The 16,518-nt window shown below is 63.7% G+C and carries 14 protein-coding genes; 6 read left to right on the top strand and 8 right to left on the bottom strand.

The genetic code is table 11. The annotated features are described in order from the left end of the window. The first annotated feature begins 16 nt into the window (after positions 1 to 16). The 3 genes from V1283_RS25235 (at position 17) to V1283_RS25225 (ending at position 3,141) form a co-directional block, all read left to right on the top strand. Complete coding sequence (locus V1283_RS25235) at positions 17 to 1,000, top strand: Bug family tripartite tricarboxylate transporter substrate binding protein (protein WP_334389219.1); 984 nt, start codon at positions 17 to 19, stop codon at positions 998 to 1,000. A 122-nt stretch (positions 1,001 to 1,122) separates the two neighbouring features. Further along, positions 1,123 to 1,869 carry an aldo/keto reductase gene (locus tag V1283_RS25230; RefSeq protein WP_334389218.1) on the top strand — a complete coding sequence of 249 codons (747 nt, stop codon included), beginning with the start codon at positions 1,123 to 1,125 and terminating at the stop codon, positions 1,867 to 1,869. A gap of 99 nt (positions 1,870 to 1,968) precedes the next feature. After that, positions 1,969 to 3,141, top strand: a complete 1,173-nt coding sequence (locus tag V1283_RS25225) for an acetyl-CoA C-acyltransferase (protein ID WP_334389217.1) — start codon at positions 1,969 to 1,971, stop codon at positions 3,139 to 3,141. A gap of 167 nt (positions 3,142 to 3,308) precedes the next feature. Here the strand turns inward: V1283_RS25225 and V1283_RS25220 are convergent, their stop codons facing one another. Beyond that, entirely contained in the window at positions 3,309 to 3,533 is a 225-nt protein-coding gene (locus V1283_RS25220; RefSeq protein WP_334389216.1) for a hypothetical protein, read from the bottom strand. A 296-nt stretch (positions 3,534 to 3,829) separates the two neighbouring features. On the opposite strand from V1283_RS25220, the gene V1283_RS25215 reads away from it, so the two are divergent. Beyond that, positions 3,830 to 5,110 carry an amidohydrolase/deacetylase family metallohydrolase gene (locus tag V1283_RS25215; protein WP_334389215.1) on the top strand — a complete coding sequence of 427 codons (1,281 nt, stop codon included), beginning with the start codon at positions 3,830 to 3,832 and terminating at the stop codon, positions 5,108 to 5,110. A 581-nt stretch (positions 5,111 to 5,691) separates the two neighbouring features. Here the strand turns inward: V1283_RS25215 and V1283_RS25210 are convergent. Further along, positions 5,692 to 6,570, bottom strand: coding sequence for a DMT family transporter (locus V1283_RS25210; RefSeq protein ID WP_334389214.1), 879 nt, complete (start codon positions 6,568 to 6,570; stop codon positions 5,692 to 5,694). A gap of 7 nt (positions 6,571 to 6,577) precedes the next feature. Then, entirely contained in the window at positions 6,578 to 8,269 is a 1,692-nt protein-coding gene (locus tag V1283_RS25205) for an FAD-dependent oxidoreductase (protein ID WP_334389213.1), read from the bottom strand. A 38-nt stretch (positions 8,270 to 8,307) separates the two neighbouring features. Here V1283_RS25205 and V1283_RS25200 point away from each other — a divergent pair, with 38 nt between their 5' ends. After that, positions 8,308 to 9,294 (top strand): Bug family tripartite tricarboxylate transporter substrate binding protein, encoded by a 987-nt coding sequence (locus V1283_RS25200; RefSeq protein WP_334389211.1) that lies wholly within the window; start codon positions 8,308 to 8,310, stop codon positions 9,292 to 9,294. A 69-nt stretch (positions 9,295 to 9,363) separates the two neighbouring features. Here the strand turns inward: V1283_RS25200 and V1283_RS25195 are convergent, their stop codons facing one another. Further along, positions 9,364 to 10,608 carry an aminotransferase-like domain-containing protein gene (locus V1283_RS25195; protein WP_334389210.1) on the bottom strand — a complete coding sequence of 415 codons (1,245 nt, stop codon included), beginning with the start codon at positions 10,606 to 10,608 and terminating at the stop codon, positions 9,364 to 9,366. An 84-nt stretch (positions 10,609 to 10,692) separates the two neighbouring features. Further along, positions 10,693 to 11,211, bottom strand: a complete 519-nt coding sequence (locus V1283_RS25190) for a DUF3124 domain-containing protein (RefSeq protein WP_334389209.1) — start codon at positions 11,209 to 11,211, stop codon at positions 10,693 to 10,695. 76 nt (positions 11,212 to 11,287) lie between these two features. Between V1283_RS25190 and V1283_RS25185 the strand changes: the two genes are divergently transcribed. Next, positions 11,288 to 13,015 (top strand): cation:proton antiporter, encoded by a 1,728-nt coding sequence (locus V1283_RS25185; RefSeq protein ID WP_334389208.1) that lies wholly within the window; start codon positions 11,288 to 11,290, stop codon positions 13,013 to 13,015. 225 nt (positions 13,016 to 13,240) lie between these two features. Here the strand turns inward: V1283_RS25185 and V1283_RS25180 are convergent, their stop codons facing one another. The 3 genes from V1283_RS25180 to V1283_RS25170 all read right to left on the bottom strand — a co-directional run bounded on the left by V1283_RS25180 (position 13,241) and on the right by V1283_RS25170 (position 16,380). After that, positions 13,241 to 14,758 carry a tripartite tricarboxylate transporter permease gene (locus V1283_RS25180; RefSeq protein ID WP_334389207.1) on the bottom strand — a complete coding sequence of 506 codons (1,518 nt, stop codon included), beginning with the start codon at positions 14,756 to 14,758 and terminating at the stop codon, positions 13,241 to 13,243. A gap of 123 nt (positions 14,759 to 14,881) precedes the next feature. Further along, the gene (locus tag V1283_RS25175; protein WP_334389206.1) at positions 14,882 to 15,388 is read right to left on the bottom strand and encodes a tripartite tricarboxylate transporter TctB family protein; all 507 of its coding nucleotides are present in this window, start codon (positions 15,386 to 15,388) and stop codon (positions 14,882 to 14,884) included. Beyond that, positions 15,385 to 16,380, bottom strand: a complete 996-nt coding sequence (locus V1283_RS25170; RefSeq protein ID WP_334389205.1) for a Bug family tripartite tricarboxylate transporter substrate binding protein — start codon at positions 16,378 to 16,380, stop codon at positions 15,385 to 15,387. Before V1283_RS25170 ends, V1283_RS25175 begins: the two co-directional genes overlap by 4 nt. Positions 16,381 to 16,518: the final 138 nt, after the last annotated feature.

The raw sequence follows: 16,518 nt of genomic DNA, 5'->3' as shown, positions 1-16,518 counted from the left end.
GATAGGAGCGCACGTTATGAAACCTGGCACGGGTCTCCGGAAAGCTTGCGCGGTAGCGATGCTATTGGTTGGCACCGCCGGGTCGGTGCGCGCGCAGGACTATCCCTCCAGGGCGATCACGGTGGTGGTGCCGTTCCCTCCCGGCGGCGCCAGCGACGTCGTTGCGCGCATCGTCACCAACCAGATGTCGAAGATCCTCGGGCAATCCATCATCATCGAGAACGTCAGCGGCGCCGGCGGCACGGTCGGCAGCGGGCGCGTCGCGGCAGCCGCACCCGACGGCTATACCCTGCTTGCCGCGGCCATGGGCTCGCATGTCGCGGCGCCCGTGCTGACGCCGAATCTCAAATACGATCCCGTTGCCGACTTCGTGCCGATCGGCTTCACCGCCCACTCTCCGGCGGTCATTATCGCGCGGAAGGATTTCCCGGCGAACGATCTGAAGGAATTCGTCGCAGCGCTGCGGCAAAAGGGCGACGCGGTGAAGCAGGCCCATGGCGGCATCGGCGCGTCCTCGCATATGGCGTGTCTGCTGTTCACGGCGGAAATCGGCGCAAAGCCGGCGCTGGTCGCCTATCGCGGTTCGGGCCCGGCATTGAACGATCTGGTCGGGGGTCACGTCGATTTCATGTGCGAGCAGTCGGTCAGCGTGGCGGAGTCGGTTTTGGCCGGCTCGGTCAAGGCCTTCGCGGTCTCTGCCGCGAAACGCCTCGAAACGCTGCCGAATGTTCCGACCGCGAAGGAGGGCGGCGTCAACTACGAGATGAGCGTCTGGGCAGGACTGTTTGCGCCGAAAGGGGTTTCGCCCGAAATCATCGCCAGGCTTTCCGATGCGCTCGACCGGGCGCTTGATGAGGACGTCGTGCGCGAGCGGATTGCCCAGCTTGGCGGGTCGATACCGGCCAAGGACGAACGCAGCCCGGCGGCCTTCGATCGTTTTGTTCGGTCCGAGATCGCACGCTGGTCACCCATTCTCGCCGCGGCTGGAACAGGGAAATGAAGTGTTCGACGCGGGCGCAGAAGCGGTTAAGTCAGGGCGTTACCGCGAGATAACCGCCGACGACCATCAGTACGGAGAGCGCCACGACCACGCCGAGCACGGCGGCCCTCGGCACCTTTCGCATGCAGGGCGATGCCTGCCGCGCGGCGGTGCAGGGCGGGCTGGCGTTGGACACCGCCGAGATGTATGGCAATGAGGAGGCCGTGGGTGCCGCGATTGCAGCCTCGCGCGTTCCCCGCAAAGACCTGCATGTCACCACAAAAGTCTGGAACGAAAATCTGGCGCCGGATGCGCTCCGCCGGGCGTTCGATACTTCCTTGAAAAAACTCCGGCTCGACCATGTCGATCTCTATCTGGTGCACTGGCCGGCGCCGAATATGAACCTGCCCGAGATCTTCGAAACGCTGATGCGGCTGAAGGAGGAAGGCCGCACCCGCGCCATCGGCGTCGCCAATTTCAATATTGCGCTCGTGAAGACGGTGGTCGAGGAGATCAGGGCGCCGATCGCCTGCAATCAGGTCGAATACCATGTGATGCTGGACCAGGCGCGGCTGCCTCAATTTCTCACTGCGAAATCGATACCGCTGATCGCCTATTCGCCTCTGGCCAAGGGCCTTGCGGCTTCCGACGCAGCGCTCGCCGCGATCGGGCGCAAGCACAACGCCAGCGCAGCCCAGGTGGCGCTGAAATGGCTGCTCGACCAGGATGGCGTTGCCGCGATCCCGAAAGCGTCGCGCGCGGAAAGCCAGCAAGCCAATCTCGACGCGCTGAAACTGAGACTCGACGACGCGGACCGGAAAGCGATCGCGGCCTTGCCGAAGGACAAACGGTGTGTAAATCCCTCCGGCTATGCGCCGGCGTGGGATTGATGCGATTCCTGACTTTTCCGCCGGCCGGAATTCGGGTTTTTGCTACACACGGGCGCGGCTCCAGTCCATACTGGATCGCATCAAAGGGAGGTCTATCAAATGCGTGAAGCTGTCATCGTTTCCTATGCACGTACGGGGCTGGCAAAGTCCGGCCGCGGCGGGTTCAACATCACCCCGCCGATGTCGATGGCGGCCCACGCCATCAAGCACGCCGTCGAGCGCGCCGGCGTCGAGAAGGAATATGTCGAGGACTGCTATCTCGGCAATTGTGCGCATGGCGCCCCCAATATCGGCCGCCAGGCCGCGCTGCTCGCCGGCATGCCGAAATCGACCGCCGGCGTTTCCGTCAACCGCTTCTGTTCGTCAGGCCTGCAGACCATTGCGATGGCCGCCAACTCGATCCGCTCCGATGGCGCCGACTGCATCGTCGCCGGCGGCGTCGAAAGCATCTCGATCCCTGGCGGCGGCTCGCCCAAGGAATCGATTGATCCCGATCTGCTCAAGGCCGCGCCCGACATCTTCATGGCGATGATCGACACCGCCGATATCGTCGCCGAGCGCTACAAGCTCAGCCGCGAATATCAGGACGAGTACTCGCTGGAATCGCAGCGCCGCATGGCGGCCGCCCAGCAGGCCAACAAGTTCAAGGACGAAATCGTCCCGATGAAGACCAGGATGAAGGTGGTCGACAAGGCGACCAAGGCGGAGAGCATCGTCGACTACACCGTCGACCGCGACGAGTGCAACCGGCCCGAGACCACCATGGAAGGCCTCACCAAGCTCGAGCCGGTCAAGGGCCCCGGCAAGTTCGTCACCGCCGGCAACGCCAGCCAGCTCTCCGATGGTGCGGCGGCGGTCGTTCTGATGGAAGCCAAGGACGCCGAGAAGCGCGGCCTCAACCCGCTGGGCCGCTTCGTCGCCTGGGCGGCGGCGGGCTGCGAGCCGGACGAGATGGGCATCGGTCCGATCTACGCCGTGCCGAAGCTCCTGAAGCGCCACGGCCTGACGATCGACGACATCGATCTCTGGGAGCTCAACGAAGCCTTCGCCAGCCAGTGCCTGTATTCGCGCGACAAGCTCGGCATTGACCCCGAGAAGTACAATGTCAACGGCGGCTCGATCGCGATCGGGCACCCGTTCGGCATGACCGGCGCGCGTCTCACCGGCCACATCCTGCAGGAAGGCCGCCGGCGCAAGGCCAAGTGGGGCGTCGTCACGATGTGCATCGGCGGCGGCCAGGGCGGCGCAGGCCTGTTTGAAATCTATAGCTGAGACTTTTCGCAAATCAGCGCTTAACAAAGAAAATGGCTCCGCGAGGAGCCATTTTCAGTTCATAGCGTCTTCGAGCGAAGTGGATACCGGTTCGCGTGAAAAAAACGCGTCAAACAAAAACTGGAGCATGGTTCTGATCCATCAGAACCATGCTCCAGGTGTCGGCCTCAGTAGCGATGCTTCTTGATGACCACCACGCGGTCGCGATGACCATGCCAGCCGCGATGCCAACCGCGGTCGCGATGCCCGCGATATTCGGCGCGCGCGCCATAGCCGTGATGGTGATCATGGTAGCCGCCGCGCTTGATCACAACCGTCTCGGCGCTCGCAATCGACGGCGCCGCGATGATGATCGCACCAAGTGCAGCGATAACGTATCCAAGCTTCTTCATTCCAGTCCTCCTCAATTGATCGAGGATAGAACCTCAAATCGCAGCGAACGTTCCCCCGGAACTTCAAGAGAATTCTGAACACATGTTCAGATGTGTCGCGCTGCGTCGTCGTTCGACTTTGGCTAGCCGCTGGTGAATCGTTGGTTCGAGCTCCGGCAGAAAAACCGCCGGTCTGCCCACTCAGGGATCATCGGCGCTACTGTTGGTCTTGCGTGGGACGATGCACGCCCTGCTTGCGGAATGCGGGAGCCCGGCGCATCATCGCAGCATAAAAAATCACAGGGGGAGCATTTGCCATGAGCGAGGTTTCACGCCGTCATTTTCTGAGTCTGACCGGTTCGGCCGCTGTCGTCGCGATGTCCGGAAGCGCCAACGCCGCAATGGGTCCGAACGACAAGTTCGACCTCGTGATCAAGGGCGGCGACGTGCTGGATCCCAGCCAGTCGCTCAGGGGCAAGCGCGATATCGGCATTCGCTGGGGCATGATCGAGGCCGTCGAGAACGAGATCCCGGCCGCCCGTGCCGCCAAGACCATCGACGCCTCGGGCAAGCTGGTGACGCCCGGCCTGATCGACCTGCATTCCCACGTCTATCCCTACGGCTCGGCGATCGGCATTCCCGCCGACGAGCTGGTGCAGTTTCAGGGTACGACCACGGTGGTGTCGGCGGGCGACGCCGGCGTCAACAATCTCGGTGCATTGCGCCGTTACATCGTGGCGCAATCGCGGGCGCGGATTTACGCGTTCGTCCACATCGCCAACAACGGCTTGTCCGGATTCCCGGTCGCCGAGCTCTACAACATCGATTACGCGCAAGTGGAGGCCTGCGCGATGGCGCTGGCCGAAAATCCGGATTTCCTGCTCGGCGTCAAGGTGCGGATGTCGGAGAACGTGATCGCCAAGCATGGCACCGAGCCGCTGAAGCGCGCGATCAAGGCCTGCGAAATGTGCGGCTGGCCGGCCAAGATGATGGTGCATATCGGCGGCGTCGAAACCAGGGAGCTGATGTCGGAAATCCTCGACCTGCTGCGGCCGGGCGACGTGCTGACCCACTGCTACTCCGGTGCGCCTAATATCGCCGGCGTCTTCACCAACATCGTGCAGGATGGCAAGCTGTTGCCCGCCGCGGTCGCGGCCAAGCAGCGCGGCGTCATGTTCGATGTCGGCCATGGCGGCGGCAGCTTTGATTTTACGGTGGCCGAAGTGGCGATCCCCGGCGGCTGTACGCCGGATACGATCTCGTCCGACATTCACGTCTTCTCCGGCAATACGCCGGGCGTGCCGTACTTGCCGAACGTGATGAGCAAGTTCATTCCGCTGGGATTTACGGTGGAGCAGGTGGTGGCGATGGCAACTTCTGCACCGGCCAGGATCATCAACCGCGCGCCCAAGATCGGCACGCTTCAGATCGGCGCCCCCGGTGACGTCGCGATCATGGAGCTGGTGGAGGGCCAGACCTCGTTCGTTGACACCCGCAACAACAAGCGCGAGGGCAAGCTGCTGCTCAAGCCTGTGCAGACCGTGATCAATGGCGTGCCGTTCGGCCGGCCCTACCAGGCGCCATTCGCGGCGCGGTGAGGGGTGTGGATCCGTTAACGCGAAGCCATGCGGGCTGGATGAAGGCCAGGTGGTTGGCTGAGGCTTGTCACCCCGGCGTCGGGTCCGCTTTCGGGGCGACGCAGGCATGAATCGGCAAGCAAAACCTGTTGAATCGGTCGAAAATGGACCCATTGCGGAAGTTTGCTCTAGCCGGAGCCAACCTGTCGTGCTCTTAATTCAGGAGTGGCTTTATCTTTGGCCGCGCGGTCGCCTACTTCGTAGTGCGCTAACCTCGTGGAGTGGCAGCCATGATGCAGAACCTCGTAATCGGATTTGTCGTAGTGGCTTTGATTTTCATGGGCGTGCTTGCTTACGCCCAGAAGCATGAAGGGTGCTTGCGCGGACGCTCGCTCCAAACCTTCCAGCCCTGCGGATCAGTCGGCGCTGATATATAGCGCTGCCCACGCCGCCGCGGCTAACCTCGCGGGACCTTGATTGGGCGGCCCGGGTCTGGTTGTGGCCCATGGCGTCATTTCGCGGCGATGCACCACTTCCGTCGCTTTCGGACCAAGGCGGACATTGAGCCACGCGCACGAATCCGGATTTAAGTACGCGTCCGTTCACCTTGTCGGCCGCTGCGTCCTGCTATCGCCGATGATGTCGGCGATGACGGCGCCCATCACCAGGGCGCCGCCGAGGAGGACGCGCAGCGTGGGAACATCGCCAAATCCCACCCATATCCAGAACGGCATCAGCGGCGTTTCCAGCGTCGAGATCAGGGCGGCCTGGCCGGATGGCAGCAGGCGCGAGCCGAGGAAGAACAGCGTGAGGCCCAGCGAAACCTGAAGGCATCCGAACATTGCGAGAATCAGGATATCGGCTCCGGTGACGGCGGCTATTCCGTGGGCGAAGGGAATGCTGACGATGCTGCCGAGGACGTTGGACAGCGCGGCGGCGGCCACCATCGACGTGTCCTTGTGGCGCCGGAGCAAGACCGTCATCGCGGCGATCGCCAGCGTCATGAAGCAGGCGAGCGCGACACCGAGGATGTCGGAACCGACGCGCGCGCTGCCGACGATGACCGCGACACCGCAGAGTGCCACGACGCTCGCGATCATGGTTCGCAAGTGCGGGACTTCCCGCAACCAGACCCAGGCGAGCGCTGCGGTGACGAAGGGGCCGGTTGCGATGATGATCGCCACATTCGACACGCTGGTCAGTTGCAGGGACGGGATGAAGGCGATCATGGCCGATGCCGACAACGACGCGACCAGCCAGCCGCTTTTGCTCATCCTGATCAGATCCCGCAGGCCGGCACGGCCTTGCAGCATCAGCATGATTGCCGTGATCATGGCGCTGGCGAACACTCCGCGCCAGAACAGGATGGTCCAGGAGTCGTAGGGAAGCAGCCGTGTGAAGAACGGCGCCGTGCTCCAGGCGATGGCGGCGGCGACGACGAGGGCAATGCCTACGCGATGCTGGGAGCGCACTTCCGCCATCAGGCAATCAACCCGGACGACGGTTGAAGTTCTGGCCGAGCAGCTTGCCGACGAGGTGCGCGGGATTGTCGGGGATAGCGTCGCCCCGCCAGGCGACGTGCTGATCGGTGCGCACAAGAATGAGCTTGTGGTCGCTGGGCGGCGGCGCTGGGCGAACATCGACGATGTTGAACGGGACGCCATTGCTGCGCATCGCATCAGCCAGTGGGGCAACCGCTACATCCGGATCGTATCGCAACAGCGTGTAGCCCGGCCCGAGCGCGTCATAGACCGGCCGCCCGTCGGCCAGCTTCGCGAACGGAAGCCGGCAGCCCGGCGTCGAGGACGGCGTGAAATCGGCCATCGTAAAACCCGGCTGTTCGGCGCCGTCATAGGCGATGATCGGGGAGCGGTCGTAGAAATAGCCGAAGTTGAGGCCGGCGCAGCAATATTGCTGCACGTTCAGGTCATAGGCGGCTTGCCCCACCTGCTTGCGGACGGCGTCGCCTTCAGGCCCCGGCCGCTCGATTGCATCGGGAACGGTGCGACGCTGGCTCAGCACCTTGCCCGCCATCTCCATCGCAAAGCGGGACACTTGCTCGGTGATGGGAAGCCGCTCGGCCTCATAGGCATCGAGGATGGCGACGTCGGCCCATCCTTCCAGATAGGCCGCGAGCAGCCAGGCGAGGTTGGTCGCATCAGCGATGCCGGCATTCATGCCGTAGCCGGCATAGGGCATCCACAAATGCGCGGCGTCGCCGCAGATGAACGCGCGCCCCTTGCGAAAGCGGTCGGCGACCAGGCGGCGACCGACCCAGTCCTCCTTGCTGAGGATCTCGTATTCGAAATCGGGGCCGACGCCGAGGATAGCGCGGATCGAGGCGTCGCGATCGACCGACTCGAAGGTCTCGTCCTCGCGGTTGAGATGGTTGTGGATCAGCCATTTTTCGCGGCCGTCGATCGCAACCACCGTGCCGCAGCGCCGCGGATTGAGCGACAGCGTCATCCAGGCGGGCGCGCCCATCAGGGCGAGCAGGGTGGGGGCGTGGATATAAGTCGATTGCACGCGCTGGATGATCGGCGTTCCCTGCAGGTTGGCGTCGATCGCCTTGCGAACGAGCGAACGCGCGCCGTCGCAGCCCACGATGAAATCGGCATCGATCTGCAAGGCGGTTTCGCTGTCGAGGTTCCGGACGGTCGCAACGACGCCGTCATGGCCCTCGCTGAAATCCTCGAACGCCATGCGGTTCAGAATCTGAAGCCCGTCGATGGCGGCTGCGTGCTCGAACAGCACAGGTTCCATGTAGATCTGGTTGATGCGGTGCGGCGGCTCGGCCGTGGGCCAGCCGGTATCCGGCCCGCTCGCTGCGGTATAGCGGTCGCGCCGGCAGGGGATCAGGATGCGCGAGAGCTCGATGCCGGTTGCCGTGGTGCGGTAGGAGCAATCGTTCGGGTAGTCGGCCGGCAGTCCGGTGTCGCGCAACTTCTGCGCCAGCCCGAGCCTGCGGAAGATTTCCATCGAACGCGACGAGACGTGGTTGCACTTCACGCTCGGCGGTTCCCCGGCGGAGCGCGTTTCCACCACGGTGACGGATATTCCCCGCAGCGCGAGGTCCATCGCGAGCGTCAGGCCAACCGGACCGGCCCCCACCACGAGAACGCGAGTCTTCACCCTATTGCTCGCGGCCTTGTCGCTTGCTGCGCTGGGACGATCATGCATAACTGACAGCCACAAAAAAAATCATCGGGGGACCCTGAATGTTTCCGTCGATCTGGCGAGCCTTAATCGGGACCTTCGTTGTCGCCTTGCCGCTGGCGCTTTCAGCGATTGAAACAGCAAGCGCATATCCTGATCAGCCGATCAAGATCATCGTGACGTTTCCGCCAGGCGGCAGTGCCGATATCGTGATCCGCGCCTTGCAGCCGCTGCTATCGGAATCTCTGAACCAGCCGATCGTCGTCGAGAACCGCGCGGGCGCGGGCGGCAATATCGGGATCGGGGCCGTGGCGCAGGCAGCACCCGATGGTTACACACTCGGCGTCGCCGCGGCCGGTGTGCTGACCGTCAATCCCCATCTCAATCGCGCGGCAATGCCGTTCGATCCGATCAAGGATCTGGCGCCGGTCACCTTGCTGGCGGAAATCCCGTTCGTGCTGGTGTCTTCGCAACAGTCGGCCATTGCCTCGGTCGCAGACCTCGTTGCGAAAGCCAAGGCGCAACCGCAGGGCCTGTCGATCGGCCATGGCGGCAACGGCACCGCGATGCACCTGACCTCGGCCTTGTTCAACCAGAAGGCCGGCGTCGGCATTCAATTGATCGCCTATCGCGGCACCGCGCCGGCGACAACGGACGTTCTTGCCGGCCACATCCCGCTCGCCGTGCTGGATATCCCCGCGTCCAGGCAATTGATCCTCGACGGCAAGTTGAAGGCGCTCGGGGTCTCTGCCGCCAAGCGCGTCGCCTTCCTGCCCGATGTGCCAACGTTGGCCGAGCAGGGCCTGAGCGGATTCGAATCGGTCGGGTGGTTTGGGATCGTCGCGCCCGCCGGCACGCCGCCCGAGGTCATCGGCAAGTTGAACGCGGCTTTCGTGAAAGCGTTGAGCGATCCCGCCGCGATCGAGAAAATCCGCGTTCTCGGCGCCGAGCCTGCGCCCACATCGGCCGAAGCCTTCGCGAAGTTCATTCAGAGCGAAAGCGAGAAGTGGGGCAAGCTGATTGCCGAGGCCGGCATCAAGGCTGAGTGATCCGCCGACGTGTCAGCCGCCAGGTCGCGCAAATCCGCGCCCGGTGGCAGGCTCTGCGGAGCATCACGCTCAGGCTTTTGCCCGCTTCTCCACATTCGCAATTCGTTCCGGCACGCCAAACTCCTTGCGGCAAACCTCTGCGAGCACGGCGACGCCCTCGCGGATCTGCTCCTGTGAGGGGCTGGCGAAGCACAGCCGCAGGCGGCTGCCGGCATAGGTCTTGTTGGTCGACCATTCCGGCCCGGGATTGATCGCGACGCCGGCGGCGAGCGCGGCCTGGTAGAGTTTTAGTGTATCGACATTGTCAGGGAGTTTCACCCACAGGAAGATGCCGCCCTTGGGATCCTCGAATTCGGCCGCGGTGCCGAACTGCTCATTGAGCGCTTCCATCAGCGTGTCGAGCTTGGCGCGCAGGCCGCGCGTCAGTTTTGGCACATGGGTGGAAAAATGCGGCGCGCAATATTCCGCCAGCACCATCTGCTCCAGCGCGCCACTTCCGGCATCGGTCTTCAGCGCCAGCATCCGCGACATCATTTCCCAGGGCGCAACGATGAAGCCGACGCGCAGTGCGGGCGCGATCGACTTTGAAAACGAGCCGATGTGGATGACGCCGCCGTGCCGGCTCATGGCGTAGATCGCGGGCGGGCGTTCGCCGTTCCAGATCAGGTCGGCGTAGCAATCGTCCTCGAAGATCGGCACACCATACTCTTGCGACAGCTTCAGCACCTCCGCGCGCCGCGTCTCCGGCATGATCGACCCGGTCGGGTTCTGCACGGTCGGGATCGTGTAGATGTATTTCGGCGTGATGCCGCGGCTCTTGTGGTCGGCGAGCGCGGCCGCCAGCGCGTCCATCCGCATGCCGTGGTCATCCAGGGGAATGCCGACCGCCTTGACGCCGAGCCGCGTCAGCCGGTTCAGCGCGCCCTGATAGGTCTCCTGTTCGACCAGCACGGTATCGCCGCGCGCCAGCAAGGTCTGATTGACGAGATCGAGCGCCTGCAGCGAACCCGAAACAATCATGATGTCGTCGGTGCCGCAGGCGATGCCGGCGTCGCGCTCGAGTTTTGCGGTGAGGAATTCGCGCAGGGGACGATAGCCCTGCGGACCGCTGGCAAGCCCGTAGGTCGCCAGCGTCTTGCCCTCGCGCCTGAGCACGGCATTGATCGCGTCGATCAGGCCGTCGACCGGAACCTGTTCGGGATCGTTGTTGCCGCCGACAAAGCTGTATTTGGCAAGACCGGTCCACCGCGCTGCCGGGGCCGGCAATCCGGCGGGCAGCAAGGGCGCAAAGTCGAAGGGGGTTGCGGCAGACATGGATGTTCACTCCCGTTTTGTTTTTCGTTGAGAGGGCCGTGCGGCTCTCTGGCAGGCTGGTTCTTGCAGGCTGGGTCTCGCTGGCTAGTTCTTGACGATCCTGATCGGCCGCCCCTGGCTGATGAAGGCATAATGCCCGGGTCCGACGCTGCCGACCATCAGCGCCTCGACTGCAGGTTCGGCGATTTCGCCGGTGGCCGCCCAGTCGACCACGAAATTGGCTCCCGTTCCGCCGCGCACGTCGCTTGCGGCGATGAAGACTTCGACGGTTGCGAACGGTTTTAGCGCAATCGGTGACTTGAGGTAGGCTTCCACCATCTTGCCTGATGTGTCGAAATAGGCGATCCGCTTCAACACCAGGGGGCGGGTTTCGGACGCGTTGTGGACGCTGAGCGTGACCGAAAAGTCCGCCCGCAGCTTGCCCTGGCTCATCGAGACGCTGGAATAGACCGGCACGTAGAATGCGCCGGATACGGCGAGGTTTTCTGTGGGCATCGCGGTGAGGGAGGCGGCAAAATTCTGTTCGATGGGCCCGGTCTGCGCACCTGCTGCGGGGAAATACAGTATCGACAGTGTGGCCAGAATCGCGAGAAAAGCCCCCATTCCATGGCTGTGACACATTGCTTGTTTGACCCCCGCGCCGGGACCTCTAGGTTGGGGTAGGGGCAAGATCGGACCTATGCACGAACTTATTGGCGATATCACCTTATGCATCCTGTTCGCCTGGGTGCTCGGCCTGTTGGCGCATTTTTCCCGGCAGCCGCTGATCCTGGCCTACCTTATCGCCGGCTTCCTCATTGGTCCATTCGGCATGGGCTGGGTCAAGTCCCAGGAATCGATCAACGTCATCTCCGAACTCGGCCTGATCTTCATGCTGTTCATGATCGGGCTGGAAATCGACCTGAAGAAGATCGTGCGCGCCGGCAAGGTCATCCTGTTTGCCACGGGCGGTCAATTGATCGGCGGCTGCCTGCTCGGGATATTGTTCTTCGTCGGGATCGGCCTGCCGATGGGCGGCGGCCACTTCGACGCGCTGTATCTCTGCGTTGCCTGCGCGCTGTCGAGCACGGTGATCATCGTCAAGGTGCTGTACGAGAAGCGCGAGCTCGACACGCTGCCCGGACGGATCACGCTCGGCGTGCTGGTGCTGCAGGACATTTTTGCGATCCTGTTCCTGGCAGTGCAGCCGAGCCTCGATAACCTGCAAGTGAGCGTGATCCTGCTCTCGATCGCCCGGGTCGGCGTGCTGGTGGCGACCGCGCTGGTGCTGAGCCGCTACGTGCTGCCGCGGCTGTTTCACCAGATCGCGCGCCGGCCGGAACTGATCCTGCTCGGCGCATTGGCCTGGTGCTTCCTGATCGGCGAGATCGCCGAGAAGCTGCATCTGTCGCGCGAGATGGGCTCGCTGGTGGCGGGCGTTTCGCTGTCGACATTCCCCTATGCGCTCGACGTCACGGCCAAGGTGACCACGCTGCGCGACTTCTTCATCACGCTGTTCTTCGTCTCGCTCGGCATGACGATTCCGATCCCGGGTGCGTCGGTGATCGGGCTGGCGCTGATGATCGCCGCCTTCACGGTCGTCAGCCGCGTGGTGACGACGTTCGCGCCGCTCTATCTGATGAAGCAGGGCCTGCGCGCCAGCCTGCTGCCGGCGATCAATTTGGCGCAGATCTCGGAATTCTCACTGGTCGTGATTCAGACCGGCGTTGCCGCGCGCCATATCAGCGCCGAGACGTCGAGCGCAGCGTCGTTCGCCTTCGTGGTGCTGGCGGTCCTGAGCACCTTTGTCATGGGCCGCAGCGACCAGGTCACGCGCGGCCTGATCGGTCCTTTGAAGCGGATCGGCTTGCGCGATCTCGATCACAAGCATGACCCCGACGCCGGCCACGAGGGCGGGCATGGGGAGGCTCGCCGGATCGTCATTCTCGGTTTCTTCCGCGCCGCCAGCGCCTTGTTGAGCGAGATCGAGCGGCGCAGTCCTGCGGTCCTCGAGCAGATCACCGTGATCGATTTCAATCCGCTGGTGTTCCGGACCTTGACGGACCGCGGCATGCACGTGGTCTATGGCGACATCAGCAACGTCGATACGCTGGTGCATGCGGGCGTCGGCAAGTCCGAGCTGATCATCCTCAGCATCCCGGACTCGCTGTTGAAGGGTGCCGACAACGAAAAGCTGGTCCGGCATGTCCGCTCGCTGAACCCGACCGCCAAGATCGTCGCGACCGCGGAGATCCTGGCCGAAGTCGACGATCTCTACGAGGCGGGGGCCGACTACGTGACGGTGACCCGGCTCAGCGACGCCGACGAGCTCTACAGGGTGATCGAGGCGGCCCAGGCCGGGCTCCTGGAAGACAAGCGCGCCGAAACCGACGCGCTGCTCAGCGAGCGCCGCGAGGTGCTGCCGTAGTCCCGGGCTCGTACACATTGAGTGGAAAGCGAAGGTGCTGGCTTCTCCCTCGCCCCGCTCTTGCGGGGAGAGGGTAGGGGTGAGGGGCGCTTCCGCGATGGCAGTGTCAGTTGAAGCACCTGTACCCCCTCACCCGGATTGCATCTGCGATGCAATCCGACCTCTCCCCGCAAGCGGGGCGAGGTTGGGAGCGCGAACTCCTACTCGATCATCAAGCGCAAGACCTCACAAACTGCTTTCCTGCGCCATGGCGTCGGCAAACGCCGCGCGGCGGCGGGCGATGAGGCCGGCGATCAGGATCGCGGCGACCAACAGCCAGATCGCGACCGCGATCGGGCTGTCGACATAGATCCAGGGATCGCCCTGGCTCAGGAACAGCGCCTCGCGAAAGTGCTTCTCGATGTTGGGTCCCAGGATGAGGCCGACCACCAGCGGCGCGAGCTGGAACTTCATCTTGTTGAAGAAATAGCCGAGGACGCGGGCGGCGAGCAGCACCCAGACGTCGAAGATGCTGTTGCGAACGCTGTAGGTGCCGATCACGGACAGCACCAGCAGCAGCGGAATGAACAGATAGTGCGGAATCCGCAGCAGGCTGACCCAGACGCCGACCATCGGAATATTCAGCGCCAGCAGCATGACATTGCCGATATAGGCCGAGGCGATCAGGCCCCAGAAGATTTCCGGGTGCTGGGTGATCAACAGCGGCCCGGGCTGGATGCCCTGCACCAGCATGGCCGAGATCATCAGCGCCGCAATCGGCGTAAAGGGAATGCCGAGCGCGAGCAGCGGCACCAGCGAGGCGGTGGCGGCCGAATTGTTGGCGGCTTCCGGGCCGGCGACGCCTTCGATGGCGCCGCTGCCGATTTCGCTCCCGTATTTCGAGGTCGCCTTTTCCAGCCGGTAGGAGGCGAACGAGGCCAGCGTCGCCGCGGGTCCCGGCACCAGGCCGAACAGGAAACCGAGGAACGTCCCGCGCAGCCATGACGGCACCGCGCGCTTCCATTCGGTGCGTGTCGGCAGCAGCTCGCGCATCTTGACCGACTGGGGCTTGTTCGCGGCATGCACCCGGTCTTCGACCAGCAGCATCAGTTCGGCAAAGCCATAAAGCCCGACCACGACGGGCACCAGCGAGACGCCTTCGGCAAGATCGGGAATTCCAAACGTGAAGCGCGTCTCGCCGGTCACCGCTTCCTGGCCGATGGTCCCCAGCATCAAGCCGATCGTCATCGGCAGCAGGGCGGATGCAAGCGTACCGCCCGATATCCGCGACATCACGATCAGCCCGCCCGCGGTGAGCGCGAAAAATTCCGCCGGCCCGAACAGGATCGCGACCTGGGCGAGATACGAAGAGAACATCATGACGCCGATGACGGCGAGCGTGCCGCCGACAAAGGAGCCGACGGCGACGATGGTCAGCGTCGCGCCGGCACGGCCTTTTTTGGCGAGCTGATAGCCGTCGATCGCGGTGACGACGGAGGCGGATTCGCCGGGGATGTTGAGCAGGATCGCCGTGGTCGAGCCGCCATACATCGAGCCGTAGAAGATTCCGGCCATCATGATCAGGCCGGCGGTCGGGTCGAGCGAGAAGGTCAGCGGCAGGATCAGGGCGACGCCGGCGACCGGGCCGAGGCCGGGCAGCACGCCGATCGCGGTCCCTGCGAACGCGCCGACGAAGGCCGCCAGCAAATTCGCAGGCGTGGCCGCAACGCTCAATCCATACAGCAGGCCCTGGAGGGAATTCATTTCATTCTCCTCCCGTCATTCCGGGGCGACGCGCAGCGTCGAACCCGGAATCTCGAGATTCCCCGATGTGCAATTGCACATCTGAGGTTCGCATCTTCGATGCGCCCCGGAATGACGGGGGTGTCAAAACAACCATTGCCGGAACACGCCCCCGGGCATCTGCACTTTCAGAAGCCGGACGAAGAACCATTCGAAGCTCAGCGCAATCGCGATGGCGTAGATCGCAAGCCGCAGCAGCGATCGGGTGGGATCATCCGACAGCAGCCACATGCTGGCGAACAGGAACAGCGCGGAGGCAACCATGTTGCCGATGACCGGCATCACGAGGAAGTAGAGCGCGAACGCGGCGAGCAGCAGGAGCAGCCGGCGAAGATCGCTGCCGGCCGGCAGCGTGAAGGTCGCCGGCATCGGCCCGTCGCCGCCGCCACGTCGTTCGAGCAGCACCGACAGCCCCGAGACCGCCAGCAGCGCGCCAAGCGCGATGGGAAAGATCGCCGCCCCCGGCTTGTGCCATCGCCCGACCGATAGCGTCTGCCAGGCGTTCGTCACGTAGAAAGCCGACAGCAGCAGCGCGAGCAGGGCGGTGATCCGCCGCGCTGAGACAAGCGAGAAACTCCGCGCTGATATCACTTGTCGTCGTCCAGGAACTTGATGACGTCGCGGAACTTGCTGTCATAGCCGGCCAGTTCCTTTTTCATGTCGTCACCGAGCTTCGGATCCCAGGTGTAGCCGTTGGTCCGCAGGAAACTCTTGAACTCCTCGCTCTCGACGATGACTTTCGAGACGGCGAGCAGCTTTTCGAGCACCGGCTTCGGCAGGCCGTTGGGTGCGATCACGTAATAGCCGACGGGAAAGGTGTCCTTCCACGGCGTCTCACCGATCGGCTTGGCATCCGGAAGCAGCTCGTATTTGCCTTCCTGGAACACCGCCAGCACGCGGAGCTTGCCGGCGTCGATCTGGCCCTTCATGCCGGGCGCAAAGCCGGCGGTGCCGTCGACGCGGCCGCCCAGCGCCGCCAGCGTCGCTTCGCCGCCACCGCCGGTAAACGGCACCGTGACGATGCGCAGGCCTGCCAGCTTGTTGAGTTGCTGGATGGCGATGTCGTTGACGGAGCGCAGCCCGGACACCGAAACCTTCAGCTTGCGCGGGTTGGCGCGCGCCTCCGCGAGAAAGTCGTCGAGCGTCTTCCATCGAGCCTCCGCAGGTACCGCCAGGATGACCGGCAGGTCCGACAGCTTTGCGATCGACTGGTAGTCGTTGGCCGATTTCCAGACCAGCCCCTTCATTTCGTGCGGCTGGTAGGCCAGCGACGAACTGGAGCCCAGCCCGATGGTATAACCGTCCGGGGCGGCGCGGATCACCGCGCCGGTGCCAATGGTCGCGGAAGCGCCCGGCTTGTTCTCGACGATGACCTTGACCTTGAGTTGCTTCTCCAGCAGCTCGGCATATTTACGACTGATCGGGTCGGTCGAACCGCCCGGCGCGTAGGGCACATAGAAGGTGATGTCGCGGGTCGGCCACTCATCCGCGGCGCGCGAAGGCTGCGATACTCCGGCAACCGCCGCCAACAGCGTCAATCCGGCCCATGCCATCAGACGGAAATTCGATGGAAGACGTATCATGTCTCTTCCCCAACACCTGTTTCTTCTTCTTATGGGATGACCATGGCGATTGATGCCTGACCTCGTCAATGATTATTGCCATGCCGGCCCGTGGTGGCAGGCCTTCCGTCAAGCCGGCCGGCGCCGCGCTGCCTTGCG

The organism is Bradyrhizobium sp. AZCC 2262 (assembly GCF_036924535.1).
Lineage (GTDB): Bacteria > Pseudomonadota > Alphaproteobacteria > Rhizobiales > Xanthobacteraceae > Bradyrhizobium.
Note: the sequence above shows the minus strand (reverse complement) of the source record. Positions and strands in the feature narration are given on the sequence as shown.

What these genes read in the sequence shown, in the direction of transcription:
- V1283_RS25180 (WP_334389207.1), bottom strand. Translation starts at nt 14,758, where the DNA reads ATGAATTCCCTCCAGGGCCTGCTGTATGGATTGAGCGTTGCGGCCACG.
- V1283_RS25185 (WP_334389208.1), top strand. Translation starts at nt 11,288, where the DNA reads ATGCACGAACTTATTGGCGATATCACCTTATGCATCCTGTTCGCCTGG.
- V1283_RS25195 (WP_334389210.1), bottom strand. Translation starts at nt 10,608, where the DNA reads ATGTCTGCCGCAACCCCCTTCGACTTTGCGCCCTTGCTGCCCGCCGGA.
- V1283_RS25225 (WP_334389217.1), top strand. Translation starts at nt 1,969, where the DNA reads ATGCGTGAAGCTGTCATCGTTTCCTATGCACGTACGGGGCTGGCAAAG.
- V1283_RS25205 (WP_334389213.1), bottom strand. Translation starts at nt 8,269, where the DNA reads ATGCATGATCGTCCCAGCGCAGCAAGCGACAAGGCCGCGAGCAATAGG.
- V1283_RS25190 (WP_334389209.1), bottom strand. Translation starts at nt 11,211, where the DNA reads ATGGGGGCTTTTCTCGCGATTCTGGCCACACTGTCGATACTGTATTTC.
- V1283_RS25220 (WP_334389216.1), bottom strand. Translation starts at nt 3,533, where the DNA reads ATGAAGAAGCTTGGATACGTTATCGCTGCACTTGGTGCGATCATCATC.
- V1283_RS25230 (WP_334389218.1), top strand. Translation starts at nt 1,123, where the DNA reads ATGCAGGGCGATGCCTGCCGCGCGGCGGTGCAGGGCGGGCTGGCGTTG.
- V1283_RS25235 (WP_334389219.1), top strand. Translation starts at nt 17, where the DNA reads ATGAAACCTGGCACGGGTCTCCGGAAAGCTTGCGCGGTAGCGATGCTA.
- V1283_RS25170 (WP_334389205.1), bottom strand. Translation starts at nt 16,380, where the DNA reads ATGATACGTCTTCCATCGAATTTCCGTCTGATGGCATGGGCCGGATTG.
- V1283_RS25215 (WP_334389215.1), top strand. Translation starts at nt 3,830, where the DNA reads ATGAGCGAGGTTTCACGCCGTCATTTTCTGAGTCTGACCGGTTCGGCC.
- V1283_RS25210 (WP_334389214.1), bottom strand. Translation starts at nt 6,570, where the DNA reads ATGGCGGAAGTGCGCTCCCAGCATCGCGTAGGCATTGCCCTCGTCGTC.
- V1283_RS25200 (WP_334389211.1), top strand. Translation starts at nt 8,308, where the DNA reads ATGTTTCCGTCGATCTGGCGAGCCTTAATCGGGACCTTCGTTGTCGCC.